This is a genomic window from Streptomyces sp. NEAU-YJ-81, from assembly GCF_017592595.1.
Taxonomy (GTDB): Bacteria; Actinomycetota; Actinomycetes; order Streptomycetales; family Streptomycetaceae; genus Streptomyces; species Streptomyces hygroscopicus_B.
On the sequence record NZ_JAGFNO010000012.1, the window covers coordinates 1 to 23,741 of the forward strand.

Consider the following 23,741-nt stretch of genomic DNA (forward strand, 5'->3'; position numbering starts at 1 on the left):
GATCGACAATGTGGTCGCGGTCAAGCGCAAGGAGGCCGAGGGGCAGTTCGACCTCTTCGGCGGCATGGCCGGTGACGGCGGGGACGGCGAGGGGCCGGGCTTCGGCCTCGACGTCGAGTTCTCGGACGTCGAATGGGAGAAGACCTATCTGCTGGCCCAGGAGCGGGAGATGCTGGGCCTGTATGTCTCCGATCATCCGCTGTTCGGCATCGAGCATGTGCTGAACGAGAAGGCGGACGCGGCGATCTCCGCGCTCACCGGGGGTGAGCACGCGGACGGCGCGATCGTCACCATCGGCGGCATCATCTCCGGTCTGCAGCGCAAGATGACCAAACAGGGCAACGCCTGGGCCATCGCCACCGTGGAGGACCTGGCCGGCTCCATCGAGTGCATGTTCTTCCCGGCCACTTATCAGCTGGTCTCCACCCAGCTCGTCGAGGACGCCGTCGTCTTCGTCAAGGGCCGCCTCGACAAGCGCGAGGACGTGCCCCGGCTGGTCGCCATGGAGCTGATGGTCCCCGATCTCTCCGAGGCATCGGCCAACGCGCCCGTGACGATCACCATTCCCACGGTCAAGGTCACCCCGCCGCTGGTCGAGAAGCTGGGCGAGGTGCTCACCCACCACCGCGGCGCCACCGAGGTGCGGATCAAGCTCCAGGGGGCGCGGAAGACCACCGTGCTGCGGCTCGACCGGCACCGCGTCACCGCCGACCCGGCGCTCTTCGGCGATCTCAAGGTGCTGTTGGGGGCGTCCTGCCTGGCCGGGTGAGTGCCCGGCCCCGCTGACGCGCCCTCGACGTTGGCGAGGGCGAGGGCGGGGACGAGAGCGCACCAGGGGCGCGCCCGCATCGGGCGCGCCCCTGGGGGCCACGGTCACGCGGCCTGCCACCGCGGTGGCTCAGCGCCGGTGCGCGGGCGTCAGTTGTGGCCGAAGCTCTTCTGCCGGCCCTTGCGCGCCGTCGAGGGGCTGCCCTCCGGCCGCATCGCCTGCGACTGCCCGTCCATCGACGGCTGCTGCTCGGCGGGGCGGTCGGCCGTGCCGCGCTCCTGACGCTGTTCCTGCTGCTGCTTGCGATCGCGGTTCTTGTTCTTGCCCATGGTGGTGTTCCTCCGGTTGGGATCAGCCCCCTGGCGAAGGGCCCTCCCGGGCGAAGCCCTTCGGGAAGAAACAGTGACATGCCATGGTGACCCGTGCATTTCGGGCAATTACGGTGAGTGAGAAGGAGGGTATTGGCGGGTAAGCCGTATCCGCCACGCCGGTGATCCAGTTCGGACTGATAACCCCCGCACGGTCGGGCAGACTCGAAGGAAAGCCGAAAACCACATCCGGGGGCACGGCTGTGCGCGGGGGGCGACCGAGGACTGGACCGTCAGGAAAGAGGGTGGAACGTGGACCGCTGCGTCGTCCTGGTGGACGCCGGGTATCTGCTGGGCGCCGCCGCGAGCCTGCTGGCCGGGGAGCCCGCCCGAGCGCGCATCTCCGTCGACCACGCGACCCTCATCCAGGGCCTGCGGGAGCGGGCCGAGGCCGAAACCGAGTGTCCGCTGCTGCGGATCTACTGGTTCGACGGCGCCCCCGACCGGGTGCCCCAGCCCGAGCACCGGCGGCTGCGCGTGATGCCCCGGGTGACCGTACGGCTCGGCGCGCTCACTCGCAGTGACGGCCGCTGGGCCCAGAAGGGCGTGGATGCCGCCATGCACGCCGAGCTCACCGAGCTCGCGCGCAACCGGGCCTGCGCCGACATCGTCCTCATCACCGGCGACGGGGACCTGCTGCCCGGGCTGATGTCGGCCAAGGAGCACGGCGTCGCCGTCCACCTCTGGGCGGTCCAGGCCGCCGACGGCGACTACAACCAGTCCGAGGACCTCGTCGCCGAGGCCGATGAGCGGCGCGTCCTCGACCGCACCTGGATCACCAGGGCGGTGCGCGCCAAGGAGCTTCCCGGGCCCTGTGCGCCCGTCTCCGAGCCCCGCCCGGAGATCGCGGCCATTCTCTCCGCCCCGCTGCCGGAGACGGCCGCCGCCGCGGCCGCGAGCGGGTCGCCCGGCACGGCGGAGGCACCCGGTGGCCGTAACGGCGCCGCCCGGCCCGGCGCCGACGTGACCGGCCCGGCCGCCGCCCCCGGCCGCCCCGCCACCCCGGCCCCCGAGGCGGGCACGGACGTCGCGGGGGCGGGTGCCGGCAAGGGGGTGCCCACCCCCAAGGACCTCGCCGACCTGGGCCGTGGCCCGGCCGCGCCCGGCGGCCAGCCGGAGCGGCAGCAGGCCGCCGGCGCCACCCTGCGCTGGTCCTCCGACAAGGGCTGGGTCGACCGGGGTCCCGGCGCCGTGGGGGAGCCGCCGGAGACCGCCAACCTGCCCATGCTGGCCCAGCTCACCAGCGCCGAGCAGCGCTGGGCCGACCGCGAGGAGGACATCACGGCCGTCAGCGGCGACCCCTTCGAGGTCGGCCAGGTGTTCGCCCGCCGCTGGACCGACCGGCTCGCCGACCCGGGTCCGTTGCGCCAGATCTCCACGGAGTACCCCCGCATCCCGCACCGCATCGACGGTGAACTGCTGCGCTACGCGGCCCGCTTCGGGCTGCTGGCCCACAAGGACGACCAGATCGACGAGCACGACCGCTATGCGATCCGGGCGGGATTCTGGCGCGAAATCGACCTCCGCTCGGCCGCGGAGCCCGCCCAGACGGGCGGCTAGGGGATATCCGGCAGATCTTGACGCCTGCGGCGGGCTGCTCCCCTTCCCCCAGCGATATGCGGCTCCGCCGTGTGGCAGGGCTCCGCCCCGGGGTCCAGGGGGCTCGCTGCGGGCGGGCGCGCCGCTCCATGCCCGCCGTAATGCGCCTCTTGCGCCTGTCGTTCCTCTCTTCGTCATCCCCGCACCGGTCTGCCACGGCCTGAGCAGCAATGCCGGACCGGCCGGGCCCACTACTGTCACGCTCCTAGGCACGGGCTTCCTGACCGCCACCGGCGTCACCTTCGGATCCGTCGGCGCGGCCACCGGAACGTTCCCGCCCCCGACCGACGGCGAGCTCACGGTCACCACGCCCGCGCACACCACCCCATCGAGGGCCGCACCGACACCGACACGGCCGGGCCGCCGACCCTCCTCGTCCTGTGATCCTCCGATCCGTCCCCGAGGGCCCCGAGGACGGGAGCGGGTGTTTGGGCGCGTACCCTCATAGCTCGTGAGGACGGGCGCGAAACAGGCGACGAGTGGCGATGTGGTGTGCACCGTGCGCGGCCTGGTCAAGACCTATCCCGCGGCGCGCGGCCGCCGCGGCGCCCCCGCCACGCCCGCCGTCCGGGCCAGCGACGGCATCGACCTCGATGTGGTGCGCGGCGAGGTCTTCGGGCTGCTCGGGCCCAACGGCGCCGGCAAATCCACCCTCGTACGGCAGCTCACCGGCCTGCTGCGGCCCGACGAGGGCAGTGTGCGGGTGCTCGGCCACGATCTCGTACGCCACCCCGAGCGCGCCGCCCGGCTGCTGTGCTACCTCGGCCAGGACTCGACCGCGCTGGACGAGCTGACCGTCGCCCTCGCCGCCGAGACCACCGCGCGGCTGCGCGGGCTGGAGGCCCGCGCGGCCCGTGCCGAGCGGGACGCGGTGATCGAGGAGCTGGGGCTCGGGGAGATCGCCGGGCGCCCGCTGAAGAAGCTCTCCGGCGGCCAGCGGCGGCTGGCCTGCGTCGCCGCGGCGCTGGTGGGGGAGCGGCCGCTGCTGGTGCTGGACGAGCCCACCAGCGGGATGGACCCCGTCGCCCGGCGCGCCGTATGGGCGGCCGTGGACCGGCGGCGGGCCGAGCGGGGCGTGACCGTGGTGCTGGTCACCCACAATGTGATCGAGGCGGAAACGGTGCTGGACCGGGTCGCCGTGCTGGACCGCGGCAAGGTCATCGCCTGCGACACGCCCGCCGGTCTGAAGGCGCTGGTCGCCGACGAGGTGCGGCTGGAGCTGGTGTGGCGCGCCGAGCCGCCGCTGGACGTGCCCGAGGTCGCCGCCCTGCGGAGCGCCGCCGAGGCGGCCCGGGCCGCCGACGGAGTCTCCGGGCGGCGCTGGACGCTCCGGCTCCCGCCGGACGAGGCGCGCGCCGCCATCGCCACCGTGACCGGTGGCCCCGCCTTCGCGGCGCTGGACGATTTCACCCTTGCCACGCCGAGCCTGGAGGATGTGTACATCGCCCTGGGCGGCCGTGCGGAGGGCGCGGAGGGGCTGGTGAAGGCGTGACCGCCGGGGCGAGCCGGTGAACACGTCGGTGACCGTGACCGTAAGAGCCGTAGAGGCGAAGAGGAGCCGCGCAACGTGAGTGTCATGCCCGCCGTGTCCGGTGTGTCCGGGACCACTGGTGTGTCCGGTGCTTCCGCTGGGCTGCCCAGTGCGCCCGGTGCCTCGTCCGGTACATCCGGTACCTCCGGTACGTCGGGGGTGTCCGGTGAGGCCGGGAACATCCCCGCGCCGCTGGCGGCGCGGGCGCGGCTTTTCCCCGCGCTCGCCGCGGTCTACCGCGCCCAGCTCTCGCGGGCCCGGGTGGCCCGGATACCGCTGCTCTTCGTGGCCACCTTCCAGTCCATCGGGATCATGATCCTGATGCGCGGGGTGGTGGACGGCGGGAGCGAGGCGCGGTCGGTGGTGGCCGGGTCGAGCGTGCTGGTCGTCGCCTTCGTGGCGCTCAACCTGCTCGCCCAGTACTTCGGCCAGCTCCGGGCCAGCGGCGGGCTCGACCACTACGCGACCCTGCCGGTGCCGCCCTCGGCCGTGGTGCTCGGGGCGGCCGCCGCGTACGCCTCCTTCACCGTGCCCGGAACCATCGTCACCGCGGTCATGGGCAGTGTGCTCTTCCAACTGCCCATGACGCATCTGTGGATCCTCCTCGCCGTGATCCCCCTCTCCGGCGCCGCCCTCGCCGGACTCGGCGCCGTGCTGGGGCTGCTCGCCCCGCGTCAGGAACTCGCCACGCTGTGCGGGCAGTTGGGGATGTCCGCCGCGCTGCTGCTGGGGGTGCTGCCCGCGGACCGGATGCCGCAGGTGGTGTCGTACGCGCGCGATCTGCTGCCGTCGACGTACGGTGTGGAGGCCCTGGCCCGGACCTTCGACGGGCAGCCCGACTGGTGGGTGGTCTGTGCCGACCTCGGGGTGTGCGCCGGGGTGGCCGTGGTGTCCCTCGCCGCCGCGACCTGGGCCTATCGGCGGGCGGCCGTGCGGTGACGCGCCGCAGCGAACGTCCCGCCGACCGAAGTACGCCGTCCGCCTGGCACGATGACGGGGTGACCGCACCGTTGACGCCACATGATCCGCCTCCGCCGCACGAGGACCCCGCCGAGGGCCGCCCCCCGGCCCACGGGCAGCCTGCCGGGGACTCCTCCGTGCCGAATCCCTCCGGATACCCGGAGCACCCCGAGCACCCCGAGCACCCTTCCGGGCATCCGGAGGGCTCGGAGCACTCCGAGCACTCCGAGCCGGGGCCCGAGTTGCGCGCCGAACTGGTGCAGGCGTCGCTGGTCGCCATCGCGGTGGCGGTCTCCGGGGTGCTTCTGGGACTGCTGTGGCTGTGGTTGGCGCCGAAGGTTCCCCTGGTCTCGGACGGCTCCGCCGTCTATCTGAAGAACTCGGAAGGGGAGGACGCGATCGGCGCGGACGGTGTGTTCACACTGCTCGGGCTCGCCTTCGGGGCCGTCTCGGCCCTCATCGTCTTTCTGCTCTTCCGCCACGGCGGTATCGCGCTGGTCATCGGCCTGGCGATCGGCGGGGTGCTCGCCTCGGTGATCGCCTGGCGGCTGGGCCTTTGGCTGGGGCCCACCTCGGACGTCGTGGCCCATGCCAAGGAGGCCGGTAAGGGCGTCACCTTCGACGGACCGCTCAAGCTGGGCGCGAAGGGTGCGCTGCTGGCGTGGTCGGTGGCGGCGATGGTGATCCATCTGGCGCTGACGGGGTTGTTCGGCCCCCGGGACCCGGAGCCCGCGCTGCCGCACGTGGCGAGCCCGGAAGCACGCTGAGAGCGGTTCGGCCCGCCCAAAGCGCTAGGCCCGCCTCGAAGCGCCTAGGGGTTGTCCAGCGGATCGTGACGCCTGCGGCGAGCTGTTTCCCCTCCCCGCCCCTTCCCACGGCATCGATATGCGGCTCCGCCGCGTGGCGGGGTGCTGCCCCAGGCTCCGGGTTCCAGGGGCTGTTCCCCTCCCCGCCCCTTCCCGAAACTGGGGCTCCGCCCCAGGCCCCGGGTTCCAGGGACGGGGTCTCTGGCATCGGGTAGCGGTGGGCAGGCTGTTCCCCTCCCCGGCCCTTTGCCGCGCATTGATATGCGGCTCCGCCGTGTGGGGGGTGCTGCCCCAGGCCCCGGGTTCGAGGGACGGGGTCTCTGGTATCGGGAAGGGGCGGGCAGGCTGTTTCCCCTCCCCGACCCTTTGCCGCGCATTGATATGCGGCTCCGCCGCGTGGCAGGGTGCTGCCCCAGACCCCGGGGGCCAGGGGCGGAGCCCCTGCCACGCGGCGGAGCCGCATCGATGCCGCGGGAAGGGGCGGGGAGGGGAAAGATCCCGCCGGACATCCCGTAGGCCCGGTACGGAGGTTCTTCGCGGGCTGGCCGGAAGCGCTACGAGCGCGTCCGCCCCCGGGCGCTATGCGCGGGCGATCGGCGCCAGTACCGCGTCTGTCAGCGACGCCAGATCCCCCGGCGACAGCTCGACCTCCAGCCCGCGGCGGCCCGCCGAGACGCAGATCGTCTCGTAGCCGGTGGCCGACTCGTCCAGGGCCGTGGGAAGGCGCTTGCGCTGACCGAGCGGGGAGATCCCGCCCCGCACATAGCCCGTGGTGCGCTCGGCCGCCGCGGGGTCCGCCATCGTGGCGCGCTTGCCGCCCACCGCCGAGGCGAGCGCCTTGAGGTCGAGCGTGGCCGAGACCGGCACGATGGCGACCGTAAGGCGGTCATCGACGCTCGCGACAAGCGTCTTGAAGACCCGGCCCGGTTCGACGCCGAGCGCCTGGGCGGCCTCCTCGCCGTAGGAGGGGGCTGCCGGGTCGTGCTCGTAGGAGTGCAGGGTGAAATCCGTGCCCGCCGCGGTGAGGGCGGTGGTGGCGGGGGTGCCCGCCGAGGTCTTCTTGGTCTTCTTGGGCATATTCGTCCGCGTCAGTTGGGGCTGGTGGGACCGCGGGTCAGATCGACGGCCGGGAGCGACGGGAGCTTACCGATGACGGCGCTCTCGGCGCGAAGGAGTTTCAGCTCGTCGGCCAGCCGGCTCGCGGTGTCCGGCGCCTGCAGCAGCCGCTGCTTCGCGGGCGTGTCGAGTACGGCCGCGGCCGCCACCAGGTAGGAGAGCACGGACGGTTCGCCCGGCAGGTCCTGCTCGTTCGCCAGGGTCCGCTCACGGGCGCCCGCGAGCCGCTTCTGGTACATGCGGAAGGCCCGTACCACCCCCGAGGCCAGCGCCCCGGCACCCTCGCCCTGCTCCTCCTCCAGCTCCTTGACCTCGGCCGTCAGATAGGGGCCGGAGGAGTCCACGGAGACCAGTTCGAAGCGGGTGGTGCCGGTGGCCAGCACCTCGAAGGTGCCGTCCTCCTGCTCCCGGATGGTGGCCGCGTCCGCCACGCACCCCACGGCGTAGAAGGACTTGGCGGGATCCGGTCCGAACCCGGCCGTGGGGCCGGGGTCCGGCCGCGTGACGGAGTCCGGGAGGCCGACCGCGCTCGGGGCGACCTCATGGCCGTCCCGGATCGCGATCACCCCGAACCGGCGCGGCGCGTCCTCGGGAAGCGCCGACAAATCGCGCATCAGGGAGCGGTACCGCTGCTCGAAGACGTTCAGGGGCATGACGAGCCCCGGGAACAGCACCGTGTTCAGCGGGAAGAGCGGAAGGCGCGCGGAGGTCACGGGGCGTAAGCCTAATGGCCCCGCGCGTTTCCTTTCACTGGCGCCGCAGCAGCCGGTCACTGGCGGCGCAGCAGCCGGGACGCACCGGCGGCTACCGCGGTGGCCAGCACCCAGCCCAGCAGGATCATCACGATGGACGCCCATTGGACGGCGCCGTCCGGTCTCCAGTAGCCGTCCATGCCCAGATCGATCACCGGGATCAGCAGATCGAGCGTGTACAGCGAGGCGTTCCAGTTCGGGGATTCAGCCGGCTTCAGCGCCTCCGGCCGGTTGTGGGCGAAGAACACCGAGCCGACCGCCCACAGCACCGCCATCCACACCGCGGCCCGGCCCGGGCGGTACCCGTAGGCCACCGTCCAGTCCTGGAGATAGCCCCACACCTTCCCGGCGACCGGCAGCGTCTCCCGGCGGCGGCGCTGCTTGGCGAGCTGCACCTCGCGCGCGTCGGCGTCCTCGCCGCTGGCCCGCATCGTGTTGGCCAGCATCTCGTACGGCTCGGGCGCGTACTCGGGGGTCGCCGCGGCCACCCACTCCAGCCGCCGGGCCAGCGGGAAGTGGCCGCGCGGAATCAGACACTCATAGCTGAACCCGGCCATGGTCAGCCCGCCCGGCCCCGGCCAGCTCACCGACTTGTCGACAAGATTGACCACCCGGGCGCCGGAGAGGATCACCCGCCCGCGCTGCGGCCGCTCCCCGAGGAAGCGCAGCTCGGGCGTCTGGACCCGGCGCAGCGACAGCTCCTGGTCGTTCTCCATGATGAAGCGGGCCTGGTCGAAGTCGATGGCGTCGCCGATCCGCCCGTCGTCCAGCCGGATCCCGCCCTCGCATTCGAAGCGCTGGATCCGGGTGCCCCGGGTGGGGGTGGAGGCGGTGCCGTACGGCGGGGTGGAGCCGCTGGAGTACGTGCTCACCCCGCCCGCGGTGAGATAGAGGCTGCGCTCCACGGTGAGCTGCGGCGCGTTGAGCGCGCGGCGGCCGTGAGGGTTGCGCAGCCGGCTGCCGCGCAGGCTGAGCGATACCCCGATCTGCGCCCCGCGCAGGCTCAGCTCGCCATAGGACTCGATCATGTCGGCCTGGAAGTCCTGGGCGACGGTCAGCCCGTCGGCGCTGATGGACATGCCCCGGCGGTCGCGGCGCACGATGAGCTGGTTGAGCAGTAAATCCGTGCCGATATGGGCGTCGGTGAGCCGGATCCCGTGTTCGACCACACAGCGCGGCAGATGCAGATCCCCCTCGGTGCGCAGCCGGGCCGCCTCCAGCCGGGGAAGGGCGCAGCCCACCAGGCGCAGGGTGGTGAACTGCGCCTCGGGGAGCAGCACCTCCCGCTCGAAGCGGCAGTTCTTCAGCTCCACATAGGGCTCGATGTTCCCGCCGGCCAGGTCGAGCGTGCCGGTGATGTGCACCCCGTTGAGCTTGAGCGCGGCGACCCGGCCCGGCTGCGCGGGCGGCCCGTCCAGCAGCAGGAGGGCCACGACACGCGCGCGGACACTGCGCTCCGGGCCCCAGGCATACGGGCCGGCGGGGTCGTTCCGCTGGGGGTGCGAGGTGCGCAGATCATGGGTGCTGCCATTGCGGAACGCCTGCCACATGCCCCATTCGGCGGTGGTCAGATCGAGGCCCGGGGGTGGGTCGCCATCGTGCGGCTCGGTCACAGCCGTGTCCCCTCCTGATTCTCCGTGTCCCCGTACGGAGCACATTCCCGCTGAGTAACCGGTTGAACGCCAACGGTCAGGGTCAACTTAGGGCGTCCGTATCACTGACTGATACGGGGGGAGGGGCGTCGTGGCGGGTCTGAGACAATTGATCGCGTGATCTCCCGTATCGATCTGCGCGGTGCCGCCTTCCCGGAAGGCGGGATCGACCGCGACTTGCTGCCCCGTGCCGAGCTCGACGTCGAGGCCGCCCTGGAGAAGGTGCGGCCCATCTGCGACGACGTGCGCCATCGCGGTACCGCTGCGTTGATCGACTACGCCCATCGGTTCGACGGCGTCGCCATAGAACGGGTGCGGGTCCCCGCGGAGGCGCTGGAGCGCGCCCTGGTGGAGCTGGACCCGGCCGTGCGCGCCGCCCTGGAGGAGTCCGTCCGGCGGGCCCGGCTGGTCCACCGCGACCAGCGGCGCACCGACCACACCACCCAGGTGGTGCCGGGCGGCACGGTCACCGAGCGCTGGGTGCCGGTCGAGCGCGTCGGGCTGTACGTACCGGGCGGGCGCTCGGTCTACCCCTCCTCCGTGGTGATGAACGTGGTGCCCGCGCAGGAGGCCGGGGTCGGCTCGATGGCCGTCGCCTCCCCGCCGCAGGCGGAGTTCGGCGGGCTACCGCACCCCACGATCCTCGCGGCGTGCGCGCTGCTGGGCGTGGACGAGGTGTACGCGGCGGGTGGCGCCCAGGCCGTCGCCATGTTCGCCTACGGCACCGAGGACTGCCGCCCGGTCTCGATGGTGACCGGGCCGGGCAACATCTTTGTGGCCGCGGCCAAGCGGCTGCTCAAGGGCCGGATCGGCATCGACGCCGAGGCCGGGCCGACCGAGATCGCCATCCTCGCCGACGCCACCGCCGACCCGGTGCACGTCGCCGCGGACCTGATCAGCCAGGCCGAGCACGACCCGCTGGCCGCCTCCGTGCTGGTCACCGACTCCGAGGAGCTGGCCGCCGCGGTCGAGAAGGAGCTGGACGTCCAGCTGGGGGCCACCAAGCACGTCGAGGACCGGATCCGTCCGGCGCTGTCCGGGCGGCAGTCCGGCATCGTGCTGGTCGACGGCCTCGAGCAGGGCCTGGCCGTCGTGGACGCGTACGCGGCCGAGCACCTGGAGATCCAGACCGAGGACGCGGCGGCCGTCGCGGCCCGGGTGCGCAATGCCGGGGCGATCTTCGTCGGGGCCTTCGCGCCCGTGTCGCTCGGCGACTACGCGGCGGGCTCCAACCATGTGCTGCCCACGGGCGGCTGCGCCTGCCACTCCTCGGGGCTGTCCGTACAGTCGTTCCTGCGCGGCATCCATGTGGTGGACTACAGCCGGGAGGCGCTGGCCGAGATCGCCGGCCATGTGGTGACGCTGGCCGAGGCGGAGGATCTGCCCGCCCACGGCGCCGCGGTGAAGGCAAGGTTCGACTGGAAGGTGCCACCGAGCAAGTGACCGGCATTGACGATCTCCCGATCCGGGACGAGCTCCGTGGTAAATCCCCGTACGGCGCCCCGCAGCTCGAGGTGCCCGTACGGCTGAACACCAACGAGAACCCCTATCCGCTGCCCGAGCCGCTGGTCGCCCGCATCGCCGAGCGGGTCACCGAGGCGGCCCGGAACCTCAACCGCTACCCGGACCGGGACGCGGTCGAGCTCCGCACCGAGCTGGCCCGCTACCTCAGCCGTACGGCCGGTCTCGAGGTCGGTGTCGCCCAGGTGTGGGCGGCCAACGGGTCCAACGAGGTGCTGCAGCAGCTTCTGCAGACCTTCGGCGGGCCGGGGCGCACCGCGATCGGCTTCGAGCCCTCGTACTCGATGCACGCGCTGATCTCGCGCGGCACCGGCACCGGCTGGATTTCCGGTCCCCGGAACGACGATTTCACCATCGATGTCGATGCCGCCCGTAAGGCCATCGCCGAGCACCGCCCCGATGTCGTCTTCATCACCTCGCCGAACAATCCGACGGGGACGGCCGTCGCGGCCGAGACGGTGCTGGCGCTCTACGAGGCGGCGCAGGCCGCCAGGGCGGAGGCCGCCGGGGCCCTCGTCGTCGTGGACGAGGCGTACGGGGAGTTCAGCCACCGTCCGTCGCTGCTGCCGCTGATCGAGGGGCGGCCGCGGCTGGTGCTCTCGCGCACCATGTCCAAGGCGTTCGGCGCGGCCGGACTGCGGCTCGGCTACCTCGCCGCCGATCCGGCGGTCGTCGATGCCGTCCAACTGGTCCGCCTGCCGTACCACCTGTCCGCCGTCACCCAGGCCACCGCGCTGGCCGCCCTGGAGCACACCGATACGCTGCTGGGGTACGTCGAGGCGCTGAAGGCCGAGCGCGACCGGCTGGTGAGCGAGCTGCGCACCCTTGGCTGCGAGGTGACCGACTCCGACGCCAACTTCGTCCAGTTCGGCCGCTTCGAGGACGCCCACGCGGCGTGGCAGGGCCTGCTGGACCGGGGCGTCCTGGTCCGTGACAACGGCGTACCGGGCCGGCTGCGGGTCACCGCGGGCACACCGGCCGAGAACGACGCGTTCCTCGACGCGGTACGCGAGCTGATGAAGGAGAAGAGCACATGACCCGCGTGGGACGTGTGGAGCGCACGACCAAGGAGACCTCGGTCGTCGTCGAGATCGATCTCGACGGCACCGGCCAGGTCGATGTGTCGACAGGTGTCGGCTTCTACGACCACATGCTCGACCAGCTCGGCCGCCACGGCCTCTTCGACCTCACGGTCAAGACCGAGGGCGACCTGCACATCGACACCCACCACACCATCGAGGACACCGCCCTCGCGCTGGGCGCCGCCTTCAAGCAGGCGCTCGGCGACAAGGTGGGCATCTACCGGTTCGGCAACTGCACGGTGCCGCTGGACGAGTCGCTGGCCCAGGTGACGGTCGACCTCTCCGGCCGCCCGTACCTGGTGCACACCGAGCCGGAGAACATCGCGCCGATGATCGGCAGCTACGACACCACGATGACCCGGCACATCCTGGAGTCCTTCGTGGCCCAGGCGCAGATCGCCCTGCACGTCCACGTCCCGTACGGGCGCAACGCGCACCACATCGTGGAGTGCCAGTTCAAGGCCCTGGCGCGGGCCCTGCGCTACGCCAGCGAGCGCGACCCCCGCGCCGCCGGGATCCTCCCCTCCACGAAGGGGGCCCTGTGAGCGTCGCGCGCGCGGCCGCCGGGTCGCAGACGGCACTCGACCCGCGGTTTCGCCGCGCGGGCGGAGAAGCGAACGAGGTAGCGGCGAGCGTCGCGCGCGCGGCCGCCGGGCCGCAGACGGCACTCGACCCGCGGTTTCGCCGCGCGGGCGGAGAAGCGAACGAGGTAGCGTCTTGAACGGCTTGTCGACCGTGTTCATCCTCGTGGGGCTGTTTCTGCTCGGCGGGGTCATCTCCTTCGTCAAGCAGGGCATCTCCAAGAGCATCGTCACGCTGCTCGGGATCGGTGCCACGATGGCGCTGCTCGCCGGGATCCTGCGGCTTGAGGTATGGAATTGAGCGACCTGACGAACAGCACGACCGCGAAGAACGTCGTCGTCTTCGACTACGGATTCGGCAACGTACGCTCCGCCGAGCGGGCCCTCGCCCATGTCGGCGCGCAGGTCGAGATCACCCGCGACTACGACAAGGCCATGGCCGCCGACGGCCTCCTCGTGCCCGGCGTCGGTGCCTTCGCCGCCTGCATGAACGGGCTGCGTGAGGCGCGCGGCGACTGGATCGTGGGGCGCCGGCTGTCCGGCGGCCGCCCGGTCATGGGCATCTGCGTCGGCATGCAAATCCTCTTCGGGCGCGGTATCGAGCACGGCGTCGAGGCCGAGGGCCTGGACGAATGGCCCGGCACGGTCGAGCCGCTGCGCGCCCCCGTCGTCCCTCACATGGGCTGGAACACGGTCAAGGCGCCCGAGGACTCACAGCTCTTCGCGGGCCTGGACGAGGGCGAGCGCTACTACTTCGTCCACTCCTACGCGGTCCGCACCTGGGAGCTCGAGGTCACCAACCCCCACATGCCCTCCCCCAAGGTCAGCTGGGCCACCCATGGCGAGCCGTTCGTCGCCGCCGTGGAGAACGGCCCGCTGTGGGCCACCCAGTTCCACCCCGAGAAGTCGGGTGACGCCGGAGCGCGGCTGCTCCGCAACTGGCTCGACACGCTCTGACCGGCCCGCGCCGGTCCCGGTCCGCACCTGCCCTCCCCACCCGCACCGCCCGCACGCTCTCACCGAAGGTTGTCCGCATGCGCTCGAACCGCCTCGAACTCCTCCCCGCCGTCGATGTCCGCGACGGCCAGGCCGTCCGCCTTGTCCACGGCGAGTCCGGCTCCGAGACGTCGTACGGCGACCCGATGGAGGCCGCCCTGGCCTGGCAGCGGGCGGGCGCCGAATGGCTGCACCTGGTGGACCTCGACGCCGCCTTCGGCACCGGGGACAACCGCGAGCAGATCGCCGAGGTGGCCCGCGCCATGGACCTCAGGGTCGAGCTGTCCGGCGGCATCCGCGACGACGCCTCGCTGTCCGCCGCCCTGGCCACCGGCTGCGCCCGGGTGAACCTCGGCACGGCCGCCCTGGAGTCCCCGGAATGGGTCGCCAAGGTCATCGCCGAGCATGGCGACCTCATCGCGGTGGGCCTCGATGTGCGTGGCACCACGCTGCGCGGCCGCGGCTGGACCCGGGACGGCGGCGATCTGTACGAGACGCTGGCCCGCCTCGACTCCGAGGGCTGCGCCCGCTACGTCGTCACCGACATCGCCAAGGACGGCACCCTCCAGGGCCCCAACCTGGAGCTGCTGCGCAATGTCTGCGCCGCGACCGAAAAGCCCGTCGTCGCCTCCGGCGGCGTTTCCTCGCTTGACGACCTGCGTGCCCTTGCGACTCTGGTACCGGAAGGTGTCGAGGGCGCCATCGTGGGCAAGGCACTCTACGCCAAGGCGTTCACCTTGGAAGAGGCGTTGGAGGCGGTATCCGTATGACCTCACCCGAGTCCGCGCGGCGGGTCCAGACCGACAGCCCCTGGGAGGAGACCATCGGGTTCGCCCGGGCCGTCGAGGTCGGTGACCTGGTGCTCGTCGCCGGGACGATGCCGCTGGCGGAGCGCGGCGTACTGGAGGGCGAGGGGGATCCGTACGAACAGACGCTCGCCGCCTTCCGCCATGCGCTGGACGCGCTGAAGAAGTTCGACCTGGGCGTCGAATCGGTGGTCCGCACCCGTATGTACCTCACCCACGCCCGCGACGTGGACGAAGTGGGCCGCGCCCACAAGGAGCTCTTCGACGCCGTACGCCCCACCACGACGCTGGTCGTGGTGTCCGGTTTCGTCGACTCGCGCGTCCTGGTGGAAGTCGAACTGGAAGCATTCCGAGGAGCACGACAGACATGACCCTGGCGGTCCGAGTCATCCCCTGCCTGGACGTGGACAACGGCCGGGTCGTCAAGGGCGTCAACTTCCAGAATCTGCGCGACGCGGGCGACCCGGTCGAGATGGCCAAGGTCTACGGCGAGGAGGGCGCGGACGAGCTGACCTTCCTCGACATCACCGCCTCCTCGGGCGACCGCGAGACCACCTATGACGTGGTCCGCCGCACCGCCGAGCAGGTCTTCATCCCGCTGACGGTCGGCGGGGGCGTCCGTGCCCCGGAGGACGTCGACAAGCTGCTGCGCGCCGGGGCGGACAAGGTCGGCGTCAACACCGCCGCCATCGCCCGCCCCGAGCTCATCCGCGAGATCTCCCAGCGCTTCGGCAGCCAGGTGCTCGTCCTCTCGGTCGACGCCCGCCGCTGCCCCGAAGGGACGGTGACCTCCTCCGGCTACGAGGTCACCACCCACGGCGGCCGCCGCGGCACCGGCATCGACGCCGTCGAATGGGCCCACCGCGCGGCGGAGCTGGGCGCGGGGGAGATCCTGCTGAACTCCATGGACGCGGACGGCACCAAGGACGGCTATGACACGGCCATGATCGAGGCCGTCCGCAAACATGTGACCATCCCGGTCATCGCCAGTGGCGGCGCCGGCAAGCTGGCCGACTTCCCGCCGGCGGTCGCCGCGGGTGCCGACGCGGTGCTGGCGGCGTCCGTCTTCCACTTCGGCGATCTGCGGATCGGCCAGGTGAAGGACGCGCTGCGGGACGCGGGGCACCCGGTGCGCTGAGCGAGACGCGCCGAAGCGGGGGATCACCGGATGGTGATCCCCCGCTTCGTGGTCTCACGCCATGGCCCTCAGGGCGTCACGTCAACCACGCCCACGCGCGCGCCACGGGGTGACCGACGGACCACGCGGCGGAGCCGCATATCGATGCTTTCCCCTCCCCGCTACCAGGGGCTCCGCCCCCGGACCCCGCTCCTCAAACGCCGGAGGGGCTGGATTGCGTTGCCAGGGGCTTTGCCCCTGGACCCCGGGGTCTGGGGCAGCGCCGCATATTGATGCCGCGGGAAGGGCGGGGACGGGAGCAGCCTGCTGCGTGGCCCGAGGTTGGTTGTCACTTCGTGGCCGACTCCGGCCGCTCGCGGTACGCGTCCACGATCCCGTGCTCCAGAATGGCGTACTCCTCCAGGACGTCGCCCTTCTTGCCCGCCGCGAAGTCCTTCGTCCGGTAGCTGCGGTCACCGAGGTAGGCGAGGCTGTCCCGGTCGAAGACCCACTCGGTCGCAACCCACGTCCGCTTGTCGACGCGGGCGATGGCGAACCCGTGGCGGCCCGCCGCGTCCACCGCGTCCTCGTGCCGTGTCACTCCGGGGATCTTCGCGGCGGCCTTGTACAGCGCGGCGGCGGTCTCCGGCGGCATCACATCGCCCAGCAACCGACCGATCTGGTCGAAGACGGCCTGCGCCTTCTCCTGGCCCTCTTCCGGCTCGGTCATCCGGTCGATCTCCTTGAGCAGGGCGTCCGGGTCGGTCGGCAGGGACGCCAGCCACTGGTACGTGGGGCGGTCGATGCCCGCCGTAGACCCTCCCAGTTCGTACATCGAGGAGTAGCCCCCCTCATCGTGTATCTCGCCGGTCTTGGTGATCCGCTTCACCCGCTGCGACTTCCAGACCTCGCGCTCGCCCCGCGGCTCCAGCTTGGAGGCGCCGTTCTCCTTCATCTCGGCCCCGGCCCCGACGCTCTTGACGTAGACGAACTGGTCCTGCCGCACCGGCTTGACGTCCGACTTCGCCGCGGTCCCGGCGATCCGGTCGAGCAGGACGGTGGCGGTCTCGCGGGGCTGGGCGGCGCTGTCGCCGGACCCTCCGCCCCCGGTGAAGGTGACGGCCAGCGCCCCGGCCAGCGCCAGGGCCGCGGCGGGCATCACCAGCGCGGGGCGCAGCAGCCGCGGCCGGGCCTTCCGGGCGGGGGCGGAGGCGGGGGTGCGGTTCTGGTCGTCATCGATGTGCTGCATCAAACGGTCCTTGTGGTGGAGGTAGGGCTCGGAAGGAACGTCCCGCTCGGCCGGGGCGGGAAGCAGCCGGGCCAGTTCCTCGCGCTCCGCTTCCTCGTGCTCGGCCCGGTCGGGCCCGGAGCCAGCGGCGTTCATCGGGGTTCCTCCTGAAACTCCTGATAGGGCAGGGCCGCGAACGCGGCCTCACGCTGTACCTCTCCGCGACGGTGTGGCGGTTCCGTCTTTTCTTCCGCGAGCCGCTGCTCGGCGAGCTTGCGCAGCCGGGCGCGGGCCCGGGACAGCCGCGAGCGCACGGTGCCCACCGGAATCCCCAGCGCCTGGGCGGCCTGCGCGTAGTCCAGCCCGGACCACACGCACAGCGCCAACACCTCCTGCTCGCCGCGCCGCAGCCGGCCATACACCGTGCGCACGGCGGCGAGCCGGCGGGCGTCGTCGATCCGCCCGGCGGCCTCGTCGGCGAAGTCCGCCACCGGGGCGGGCGCCGGGCGGCGGGCCAGGAAGGCCAGGCGCCGGCCGATGCCGCGGTTGGCGTTGCGGGCCTTGTTCGTCGCCACGCCCAGCAGCCACGGTTTCAGCGTGCCGTCGCCCGGCTCCAGTTGCGCTCGGGTACGCCAGGCGTCGAGGAACGTGTCCCCCATCACCTCTTCGGCCACCGACCAGTCGCCGGTCAGCCGGTAGGCATGGTTGTAGACCGCACGCGCGTACTCCGCGTAGAGCTCCGCGAACGCCTCGCGGTCACCCGCCCGTACCCGCGCTCGCAGGCCATCACTCATGTTGTTTACACCTCACACCCGTGCCTCTCCGCACGGCGGAGGTAGTTCCCGTGACCTGCGCCACACGTGGAGCGCGGGCGCTGAGGGGCCCGGTTACTCGGCCGGGACCGACGCCGCCTCGATCACCTCGTCCAGGACCTCACGGGAGCGGAGCAGGTCCGCGATCATGCGGTCGATGCGCTCCCGCTCCACCGTCAGGTCGGAGACCAGCTGCCCGTTGGCCACCCGCGACGGGCCGCCGTCCGAGTCGCGCATGCAGGGGAGCAGTTGGGCGATCTTCTCGCTGCACAGCCCGGCGGCGAAGAGCTCCTGGATGCGGATGACCCGGTCCACCGCGCTGTCGGGGTAATCGCGATGGCCGCCCGGCGTGCGCTCGGCCGTCATCAGACCCTGCTTCTCGTAATAGCGCAGGGAGCGCTCGCTCACGCTGGTGCGCCGAGCCAGTTCGCCGATCCGCATGCTCACCTCGTCTGCCGGGTTGGGACGTGACTCAGAGGACGTGACTCAGAGGGCTTGAATCTGAGGACTTGAATCTGACACTGATGTCAAGTTCTACCGTACCGGCATGACGCACACACCCCGGATACCCAGCCTCTTCGAACCCGCCCGCCTCGGCCCTCTCGACCTCCCCAACCGCCTGGTGATGGCGCCGATGACCCGCAACCGCGCCGCCGCCGACGGCGTACCCGAACCGATCATGGCCACCTACTACGCACAGCGCGCCACGGCCGGGCTGATCGTCGCCGAGGCCGCCACGCCCAACGCGGTGGGGCAGACCTACCCCGATATCGCCGCGATCCACAGCGCGGCGCAGGTGGCCGGATGGCGGCGAGTGACCGACGCGGTGCACGCGGCGGACGGCCGGATGTTCCTCCAACTGCAGCACGGCGGCCGGGTCGGCCACCCGGACACCAGCGGGCTGACTCCGCTGGCCCCCTCGCCGGTCCCGTTCCCGGAGACGATCTTCACCCCCGGCGGCCACCAAGAGGCCGTCGTACCACGCGAGATGACGGTCGAGGAGATCCGCTCCACCGTCGCCGACTTCGCCGCCGCCGCGCGCAACGCCCTCGACGCGGGCTTCGCCGGAGTGGAGGTGCACGCCGCCAACGGCTACCTCCTCCACCAGTTCCTGGCCCAGAACACCAACCGCCGCACCGACGCCTACGGCGGCTCGGTGGCGGGGCGCATCCGGTTCGTGGCCGAGGTGGTCCACGCCGTCGCCGATGCGATCGGCCCCGAGCGGGTGGGCCTGCGCATCTCCCCCGGATCCACCGTCAACGGCATCAAGGAGGGCGACACCGAGACCCTCTACCCCGCCCTCATCAAGGAACTGGCGGACACCGGCCTTACCTACCTCCACATCGTCCGCGCCGAACCGGACCACCCGCTCTTCCGGGAACTCCGCGCCGCCTGGCCCGCCACGCTGATCGCCAACCCGTCACTGCCCGGCGACGGCGTCCCCGCCGACGGCGGCATGCGCCAGGCCGAGCGGCTGCTGGCCGCCGGAGCCGACCTGATCGCCCTCGGCCGCACCTTTCTGGCCAACCCCGACCTGGTGACCCGCCTGCGCACCGGCGCCCCGCTCAACCCCATCCGGGACGCGTATCTGATGTACGTGGGCGGCGAGACCGGCTACACGGACTACCCCACGCTGACGGCGGCCTGAGCCCAGCCGACCCGGCTCAGCCGACCCGGATGGTCGGCCGGTGATGGACGGGGAAGTTGACCGAGTTGGCGATGAAGCACGCCTGATGGGCGTCATGGTGCGCCGAACGCGCCCGCTCCACCATCGCCGCGTCCGCGACGGTGACCACCGGATTGAGCACCACCTCGGTAAAGCGCCCACTGTGCCCGGCCGCCTCCTCCATCACCCCGGTGGCGACGTCCTCGTACGCGGTGACCCTCACCCCGTCCCGGGCGCATATGGAGAGGTACGTCAGCATGTGGCACTGCGAGAGCGAGACCAGCAGGAACTCCTCCGGATTCCAGACCTCCGGATCCCCCAGAAACGCCGGATCGGCGCTGCCCCGCAGGGTCGGCTTGCCGTCCCCGAGAATGTCGTGCGCCCGCTCGTAGCCCCGGTAACCACTCGTCCCCGAACCGGTATTGCCGGTCCACCGGACGGTGGCGCGGTAGGAGTGCTGTCGGCCCATCGGCTGTGTGCTCCCTTCCGTTGTGAAGCGCTCGTCTGCGAAGCGCTCGTTCAATGATGGCGCAGCGCACTGACAGGGTGTGCCGCACCCAGGAGGAGTGCGTCCTGGTATGGGGGCGCTGACCTGCCCAGACTCGGTGGGGCAGGGCAGAACGGGATCAGGAGCGAAAGGGATATCGCCATGAACGCCATCACCGAGACGGGCAAGGTCGTGCTCATCACCGGGGCCAGCAGTGGGATCGGCGAGGCGACCGCGCGTCGGCTCGCCGCCGAGGGGCACCGGGTGTATCTGGGGGCGCGGCGGACCGAGCGGCTGGGGGAGCTGGCCGGGCAGATCACCGCCGAGGGCGGCAGCGCGGCGTATCAGGGGCTGGATGTCACCGCGGCCGGGGACATGCGGGCCTTTGTGGCCGCCGCCCGGGAGCGGTTCGGGCGGGTGGATGTGATGGTCAACAACGCCGGGGTGATGCCCCTCTCGCCGCTCGAGGCGCTGAAGGTCGACGAGTGGGACCGGATGCTCGATGTGAATGTGCGCGGTGTGCTGTACGGCATCGCCGCGGCGCTGCCGGTGATGAAGGAGCAGGGCGGCGGGCATGTCGTGAACATCGCCTCGGTCGGCGCGTACGAGGTGTCGCCCACCGCCGCGGTGTACTGCGCCACCAAGTTCGCCGTACGCGCCATCTCGGAGGGGCTGCGCCAGGAATCGGCCGGTGACATCCGGGTCAGCCTGGTCTCCCCGGGCGTGACCGAGTCCGAACTCGCCGACTCCATCTCCGATCCGGCCGCCCGTGAGGCCATGAAGACCTACCGCTCGGTGGCCCTGCCCGCCTCCGCGATCGCCGACGCCATCGCGTACGCCATCAGCCAGCCGGCCGGGGTCGACGTCAACGAGATCGTGGTGCGCCCGGCCGCGAGCGCCCAGTAGGGGCCCGGGCGGGGGGCGCGAACTGCCGCGCGGGAGGAGGGCGTCGTGGTGGTTGGGTGCGGGTCGGTCCGGCGGGTCGGTCCCGGGGGCTGCCGACTTGACGCCGTTGCCGGGGGCCGCTTTGATCACAACAGCCGCACGGGTGTACCGCCCCCGTGCCGCCCAAGAGGTACGCCCAGCCGGTAGGGGGTCCGGTTCCGGTCCCGAGCCCGGACTCAGTCGCCAGGACGGCGGATGCCATCCGAGGCGGGGCCGTTACCCGCGAGTGTTGGAGCTTTCATGCCAGCCAGCCATGCCGCCCGCCTTCGTCGCCGCTGGGTCCTCGCGTCGGTGGCGACGGCCGCGGCCGCCGCGGCCGCCGTCGTGGCCGTGTCCATGTCCTCGGGGGCCAGCGCGTCCGAAGTGGCGCTGCCGCCCGTCCATGGCGGCTTCGACTACCAGATCGGCGGGGAGTACACCCCGCCGAAGGGCGTCGACATCGTCAGCCGCGACCGCGCGGACTCCCCGGCGGACGGGCTGTACAACATCTGTTACGTCAACGCCTTCCAGGTCCAGCCGGGCGAGCGCGACCAGTGGCCCGACGACCTGCTGCTGCGGGACCGCGACGGCGATCTCGTCATCGACACCCAGTGGAAGGAACCGCTGCTCGACATCAGCACCGCCAAGAAGCGCGAGCGGGCGGCGGAGAAGGTCAACGGCTGGATCGACGGCTGCGCCGAGGACGGCTTCGACGCCGTCGAGCCCGACAACTACGACAGCTACGAGCGCTCCCAGAAGCTGCTGACCACCGCTCACGCCAAGGAGTTCATGGCCCTGCTGTCGGAGCACGCGCACGCCCAGGGGCTGGCCATCGCGCAGAAGAACACCGCGGAACTCCTCTCCGACCGTAAGGCGGCCGGGCTGGACTTCGCGGTGGTCGAGGAGTGCGGCGAGTACGACGAGTGCGGTGAGTTCGCCAAGGCTTACGACGACCATGTCGTGGTGGTCGAGTACGGCGAGGAGGGCTTCGCCAAGGCGTGCGAGGGCTGGGGCGACCGGCTCAGCATTGTCCTGCGGGACGAGGATGTCTCGACCGACGACGGTGAGGATTACGTCCGCGAGACCTGTTAAGGATGCCTCCAGCAATCCCCGCCGCCTGCATGGCGGCGGGGATGCGCCGCGGTCTCAGACGCCCAGCTTGGCCTCACGCGCCGCGGCCACGGCCTCCTTGTCGCCCTCCAGCTCGACCCGGGCGGCATCCTGGCGGCCGCTGAGGAAGAGCGCCAGCTCGCCCGGCTCGCCGGTGACCGTGACGACCGGGACGCCGCGGTGGGCCACCGCCGTACGGCCGTCCGGACGCCGCAGTACCAGGCCGACGGGGGAGCGGCGGCCGAAGATCCGGGCGCCGCGCTCGATACGGGACCACAGCGTGTCGGCGAAGACCGGGTCCAGCTCGCGCGGTGTCCACTCGGGGCGGGCGCGGCGCACATCCTCGGCGTGGACGTAGAACTCGAAGCTGTTGGCCGCCTCGTCCACCTGCTTCAGCGCGAACGGCGACATCCGCGGCGGACCGGTGCGGAAGAGCTGGAGCAGCTCCTCGTACGGCTTCGCCGCGAACTCCTCCTGCACCCGGGCCAGCCGCGCGGCCAGCGGCTTGACCAGGACCCCGGCGGCCGCGTCGGGGCGGCGCTCGCGGACCACCAGATGGGCCGCCAGATCGCGGGTGTTCCAGCCCTCGCACAGCGTCGGGGCCCCGGGGCCCGCGCCGTCCAAGAGGTCGGCGAGGAGCAGGCGTTCGCGCTTCGCGTGAGTGGACATACGTCCACCCTACGACCGGGGCCCGCCCGCTGCCATGAGAAGCGCCGCCGCGCGCGCCCCGCGCGAGAGGGCGTCCTGACCGGGCCTATCCCGGCAGGGGCTTGCTCAGCTTCTTGCCGTCGCGTGCGGCGCTCAGTGTGAGCGCACAGGAGACCTGGTCCTCGCCCTGGATGGAGTAGGTGCCCAGCGCGGGATACAGCGCGTAGTAGTAATACATCCGGCCGTCGTTGGGGATGGTCTTGAGCCGCTTCTTGGCGTCCGTCCCGCACAGCGACAGCGCCTTGGTCTGAATCGCCTTCTCGGAGGAGAAGTCGCCGCTCAGCTTCTCGTTGGCGATCACCTCGCCGTCGTGCGGGCCGTGGCAGGACCGCTTCTCGACCTTGGTGACGCTGCTGTCCATCGCCGGGTGGTCGAAGCACTGGCCGGGGTCGAGCACCACATACGGCACCTTGTCACCGGGCTCGCCGGACTCCGACGCATCCGGGGCCGCCGAATCCGAGGTGTCCGGATCCGCGTCGGGGGCATCGCTTCCGCCGCCCAGCGGCGCGCCCTGGCCGGGGTCCTCCGAGCCCGGCGGGGCGGCGGACGGCCCGCCGTCCGAGGGCGAGGAGAGGGGGCGGTCCGAGGCGGCGGCGGACGGGCCGGCGTCGGCCGACGTCTTCTTGCCCCCGTCGTCCTTCGTCCCGATGACGATCGCGCCGACGACCACCGCCACGGCCACCACCGCCGCGATGACGATCGCCGTGACCTTGGAACCGCCGGGGCCGGGCGGCGGGGGAGGCGGCAGCGCGCCCGGAGGTATGGCCCCCGGCGGCAGCGCGCCCGGCGGCGGCCCGCCGGGCAGCAGGGCCGGTGGGGTCGGCGGGCCGAAACCGCCGCTCGGCTGCCCGGGCGGACCGGGCTGGGCGTACGGACCGGGCTGGGCCTGCGGCCCCGGCCCGCCCGGCTGCGCCGGCTGGTCCGCCGGGGGCGGCGGCCCGAAGCCCTGCGGCCGCTGCTGAGGAGCCTGCGGGGGCTGAGACGGTGGCTGCGGCTGCGGCGGTGGACCGAACCCCCCGCCGTTTCCAGGCCGGTTGGGGTCATTCGACGGCGGCGGAAACGTCATGCCCGAAGCATGCCCCATTCCACCGACAACCCGACCATCGGGCCCGGCATACCGGCCCGACGGAGATCATTCGCGGAGACCCCC

Annotated in this window: 26 protein-coding genes; 16 read left to right on the forward strand and 10 right to left on the reverse strand. The window is 72.1% G+C overall.

Translation table 11 applies throughout. The annotated features are described in order from the left end of the window. The coding region (locus J5X86_RS24650) for an OB-fold nucleic acid binding domain-containing protein (RefSeq protein WP_243981317.1) at positions 1-769 on the forward strand (769 nt) is incomplete at its 5' end. Positions 770-918: 149 nt separating this feature from the next. Here the strand turns inward: J5X86_RS24650 and J5X86_RS24655 are convergent. Continuing rightward, entirely contained in the window at positions 919-1,098 is a 180-nt protein-coding gene (locus tag J5X86_RS24655) for a hypothetical protein (RefSeq protein ID WP_208518935.1), read from the reverse strand. Between the two features lie 291 nt (positions 1,099-1,389). Here J5X86_RS24655 and J5X86_RS24660 point away from each other — a divergent pair, with 291 nt between their 5' ends. From J5X86_RS24660 to J5X86_RS24675, 4 genes are all read left to right on the forward strand, one after another. After that, entirely contained in the window at positions 1,390-2,697 is a 1,308-nt protein-coding gene (locus tag J5X86_RS24660) for an NYN domain-containing protein (RefSeq protein ID WP_208518936.1), read from the forward strand. Positions 2,698-3,187: 490 nt separating this feature from the next. Next, positions 3,188-4,228, forward strand: coding sequence for an ABC transporter ATP-binding protein (locus tag J5X86_RS24665; RefSeq protein ID WP_208518937.1), 1,041 nt, complete (start codon positions 3,188-3,190; stop codon positions 4,226-4,228). A 75-nt stretch (positions 4,229-4,303) separates the two neighbouring features. Next, positions 4,304-5,206, forward strand: a complete 903-nt coding sequence (locus J5X86_RS24670; RefSeq protein WP_374229287.1) for an ABC transporter permease — start codon at positions 4,304-4,306, stop codon at positions 5,204-5,206. A 59-nt stretch (positions 5,207-5,265) separates the two neighbouring features. Beyond that, complete coding sequence (locus J5X86_RS24675) at positions 5,266-5,994, forward strand: ABC transporter permease (RefSeq protein WP_208518938.1); 729 nt, start codon at positions 5,266-5,268, stop codon at positions 5,992-5,994. Positions 5,995-6,612: 618 nt separating this feature from the next. Here the strand turns inward: J5X86_RS24675 and ybaK are convergent. The 3 genes from ybaK to J5X86_RS24690 are packed head-to-tail and all read right to left on the reverse strand — an operon-like array spanning position 6,613 to position 9,514. Next, on the reverse strand, positions 6,613-7,110 hold the full coding sequence (gene ybaK, locus J5X86_RS24680) for a Cys-tRNA(Pro) deacylase (RefSeq protein WP_208518939.1): 498 nt from the start codon (positions 7,108-7,110) through the stop codon (positions 6,613-6,615). A gap of 11 nt (positions 7,111-7,121) precedes the next feature. Further along, positions 7,122-7,862, reverse strand: a complete 741-nt coding sequence (locus J5X86_RS24685; RefSeq protein ID WP_093461062.1) for an LON peptidase substrate-binding domain-containing protein — start codon at positions 7,860-7,862, stop codon at positions 7,122-7,124. Between the two features lie 56 nt (positions 7,863-7,918). After that, the gene (locus tag J5X86_RS24690; RefSeq protein WP_208518940.1) at positions 7,919-9,514 is read right to left on the reverse strand and encodes an oxidoreductase; all 1,596 of its coding nucleotides are present in this window, start codon (positions 9,512-9,514) and stop codon (positions 7,919-7,921) included. 156 nt (positions 9,515-9,670) lie between these two features. Between J5X86_RS24690 and hisD the strand changes: the two genes are divergently transcribed. The 8 genes from hisD (at position 9,671) to hisF (ending at position 15,677) form a co-directional block, all read left to right on the forward strand. After that, positions 9,671-10,996: a histidinol dehydrogenase gene (gene hisD, locus J5X86_RS24695; protein WP_208518941.1), complete on the forward strand. Its 1,326-nt coding sequence runs from the start codon at positions 9,671-9,673 to the stop codon at positions 10,994-10,996. After that, positions 10,993-12,111, forward strand: coding sequence for a histidinol-phosphate transaminase (locus tag J5X86_RS24700; RefSeq protein WP_208518942.1), 1,119 nt, complete (start codon positions 10,993-10,995; stop codon positions 12,109-12,111). The genes hisD and J5X86_RS24700 overlap by 4 nt, the downstream gene beginning before the upstream one ends. Then, on the forward strand, positions 12,108-12,701 hold the full coding sequence (hisB, locus tag J5X86_RS24705) for an imidazoleglycerol-phosphate dehydratase HisB (RefSeq protein WP_078640899.1): 594 nt from the start codon (positions 12,108-12,110) through the stop codon (positions 12,699-12,701). Before J5X86_RS24700 ends, hisB begins: the two co-directional genes overlap by 4 nt. A gap of 172 nt (positions 12,702-12,873) precedes the next feature. Next, positions 12,874-13,038 carry a hypothetical protein gene (locus J5X86_RS24710; RefSeq protein WP_162952980.1) on the forward strand — a complete coding sequence of 55 codons (165 nt, stop codon included), beginning with the start codon at positions 12,874-12,876 and terminating at the stop codon, positions 13,036-13,038. Beyond that, positions 13,029-13,694 (forward strand): imidazole glycerol phosphate synthase subunit HisH, encoded by a 666-nt coding sequence (hisH, locus tag J5X86_RS24715; protein WP_208518943.1) that lies wholly within the window; start codon positions 13,029-13,031, stop codon positions 13,692-13,694. The genes J5X86_RS24710 and hisH overlap by 10 nt, the downstream gene beginning before the upstream one ends. A 77-nt stretch (positions 13,695-13,771) precedes the next feature. After that, complete coding sequence (priA, locus tag J5X86_RS24720) at positions 13,772-14,503, forward strand: bifunctional 1-(5-phosphoribosyl)-5-((5-phosphoribosylamino)methylideneamino)imidazole-4-carboxamide isomerase/phosphoribosylanthranilate isomerase PriA (protein ID WP_078640897.1); 732 nt, start codon at positions 13,772-13,774, stop codon at positions 14,501-14,503. Continuing rightward, complete coding sequence (locus J5X86_RS24725; RefSeq protein WP_078640896.1) at positions 14,500-14,910, forward strand: RidA family protein; 411 nt, start codon at positions 14,500-14,502, stop codon at positions 14,908-14,910. The genes priA and J5X86_RS24725 overlap by 4 nt, the downstream gene beginning before the upstream one ends. After that, positions 14,907-15,677, forward strand: a complete 771-nt coding sequence (gene hisF, locus J5X86_RS24730; RefSeq protein ID WP_208518944.1) for an imidazole glycerol phosphate synthase subunit HisF — start codon at positions 14,907-14,909, stop codon at positions 15,675-15,677. Before J5X86_RS24725 ends, hisF begins: the two co-directional genes overlap by 4 nt. Positions 15,678-16,005: 328 nt before the next feature. Here the strand turns inward: hisF and J5X86_RS24735 are convergent, their stop codons facing one another. The 3 genes from J5X86_RS24735 to J5X86_RS24745 all read right to left on the reverse strand — a co-directional run bounded on the left by J5X86_RS24735 (position 16,006) and on the right by J5X86_RS24745 (position 18,137). Next, positions 16,006-17,040: a CU044_5270 family protein gene (locus J5X86_RS24735; protein ID WP_208518945.1), complete on the reverse strand. Its 1,035-nt coding sequence runs from the start codon at positions 17,038-17,040 to the stop codon at positions 16,006-16,008. Further along, the gene (locus J5X86_RS24740; RefSeq protein WP_208518946.1) at positions 17,037-17,678 is read right to left on the reverse strand and encodes an RNA polymerase sigma factor; all 642 of its coding nucleotides are present in this window, start codon (positions 17,676-17,678) and stop codon (positions 17,037-17,039) included. The genes J5X86_RS24735 and J5X86_RS24740 overlap by 4 nt, the downstream gene beginning before the upstream one ends. Positions 17,679-17,771: 93 nt before the next feature. After that, a complete protein-coding gene (locus J5X86_RS24745; RefSeq protein WP_208518947.1) occupies positions 17,772-18,137 on the reverse strand; it encodes a MerR family transcriptional regulator in 366 nt (121 codons plus the stop codon). Between the two features lie 106 nt (positions 18,138-18,243). On the opposite strand from J5X86_RS24745, the gene J5X86_RS24750 reads away from it, so the two are divergent. After that, a complete protein-coding gene (locus J5X86_RS24750; protein WP_208518948.1) occupies positions 18,244-19,344 on the forward strand; it encodes an alkene reductase in 1,101 nt (366 codons plus the stop codon). Positions 19,345-19,360: 16 nt separating this feature from the next. Here the strand turns inward: J5X86_RS24750 and J5X86_RS24755 are convergent, their stop codons facing one another. Beyond that, the gene (locus tag J5X86_RS24755) at positions 19,361-19,831 is read right to left on the reverse strand and encodes an OsmC family protein (protein WP_208518949.1); all 471 of its coding nucleotides are present in this window, start codon (positions 19,829-19,831) and stop codon (positions 19,361-19,363) included. A gap of 180 nt (positions 19,832-20,011) precedes the next feature. Here J5X86_RS24755 and J5X86_RS24760 point away from each other — a divergent pair, with 180 nt between their 5' ends. Together J5X86_RS24760 and J5X86_RS24765 are read left to right on the forward strand one after the other, a co-directional pair. After that, positions 20,012-20,755, forward strand: coding sequence for an SDR family oxidoreductase (locus J5X86_RS24760; RefSeq protein ID WP_208518950.1), 744 nt, complete (start codon positions 20,012-20,014; stop codon positions 20,753-20,755). Positions 20,756-21,034: 279 nt separating this feature from the next. After that, complete coding sequence (locus J5X86_RS24765; protein ID WP_208518951.1) at positions 21,035-21,865, forward strand: endo alpha-1,4 polygalactosaminidase; 831 nt, start codon at positions 21,035-21,037, stop codon at positions 21,863-21,865. A gap of 54 nt (positions 21,866-21,919) precedes the next feature. Here J5X86_RS24765 and J5X86_RS24770 read toward each other — a convergent pair whose 3' ends face one another. Beyond that, a complete protein-coding gene (locus J5X86_RS24770; RefSeq protein ID WP_208518952.1) occupies positions 21,920-22,552 on the reverse strand; it encodes a TIGR03085 family metal-binding protein in 633 nt (210 codons plus the stop codon). 85 nt (positions 22,553-22,637) lie between these two features. Then, the gene (locus J5X86_RS24775; protein ID WP_208518953.1) at positions 22,638-23,657 is read right to left on the reverse strand and encodes a hypothetical protein; all 1,020 of its coding nucleotides are present in this window, start codon (positions 23,655-23,657) and stop codon (positions 22,638-22,640) included. Between the last annotated feature and the right edge of the window lie 84 nt (positions 23,658-23,741).

What these genes read in the sequence shown, in the direction of transcription:
- J5X86_RS24655 (WP_208518935.1), bottom strand. Translation starts at nt 1,098, where the DNA reads ATGGGCAAGAACAAGAACCGCGATCGCAAGCAGCAGCAGGAACAGCGT.
- ybaK (WP_208518939.1), bottom strand. Translation starts at nt 7,110, where the DNA reads ATGCCCAAGAAGACCAAGAAGACCTCGGCGGGCACCCCCGCCACCACC.
- hisB (WP_078640899.1), top strand. Translation starts at nt 12,108, where the DNA reads ATGACCCGCGTGGGACGTGTGGAGCGCACGACCAAGGAGACCTCGGTC.
- hisH (WP_208518943.1), top strand. Translation starts at nt 13,029, where the DNA reads ATGGAATTGAGCGACCTGACGAACAGCACGACCGCGAAGAACGTCGTC.
- priA (WP_078640897.1), top strand. Translation starts at nt 13,772, where the DNA reads ATGCGCTCGAACCGCCTCGAACTCCTCCCCGCCGTCGATGTCCGCGAC.
- J5X86_RS24725 (WP_078640896.1), top strand. Translation starts at nt 14,500, where the DNA reads ATGACCTCACCCGAGTCCGCGCGGCGGGTCCAGACCGACAGCCCCTGG.
- hisF (WP_208518944.1), top strand. Translation starts at nt 14,907, where the DNA reads ATGACCCTGGCGGTCCGAGTCATCCCCTGCCTGGACGTGGACAACGGC.
- J5X86_RS24735 (WP_208518945.1), bottom strand. Translation starts at nt 17,040, where the DNA reads ATGAACGCCGCTGGCTCCGGGCCCGACCGGGCCGAGCACGAGGAAGCG.
- J5X86_RS24740 (WP_208518946.1), bottom strand. Translation starts at nt 17,678, where the DNA reads ATGAGTGATGGCCTGCGAGCGCGGGTACGGGCGGGTGACCGCGAGGCG.
- J5X86_RS24745 (WP_208518947.1), bottom strand. Translation starts at nt 18,137, where the DNA reads ATGCGGATCGGCGAACTGGCTCGGCGCACCAGCGTGAGCGAGCGCTCC.
- J5X86_RS24750 (WP_208518948.1), top strand. Translation starts at nt 18,244, where the DNA reads ATGACGCACACACCCCGGATACCCAGCCTCTTCGAACCCGCCCGCCTC.
- J5X86_RS24755 (WP_208518949.1), bottom strand. Translation starts at nt 19,831, where the DNA reads ATGGGCCGACAGCACTCCTACCGCGCCACCGTCCGGTGGACCGGCAAT.
- J5X86_RS24760 (WP_208518950.1), top strand. Translation starts at nt 20,012, where the DNA reads ATGAACGCCATCACCGAGACGGGCAAGGTCGTGCTCATCACCGGGGCC.
- J5X86_RS24765 (WP_208518951.1), top strand. Translation starts at nt 21,035, where the DNA reads ATGCCAGCCAGCCATGCCGCCCGCCTTCGTCGCCGCTGGGTCCTCGCG.
- J5X86_RS24770 (WP_208518952.1), bottom strand. Translation starts at nt 22,552, where the DNA reads ATGTCCACTCACGCGAAGCGCGAACGCCTGCTCCTCGCCGACCTCTTG.
- J5X86_RS24775 (WP_208518953.1), bottom strand. Translation starts at nt 23,657, where the DNA reads ATGACGTTTCCGCCGCCGTCGAATGACCCCAACCGGCCTGGAAACGGC.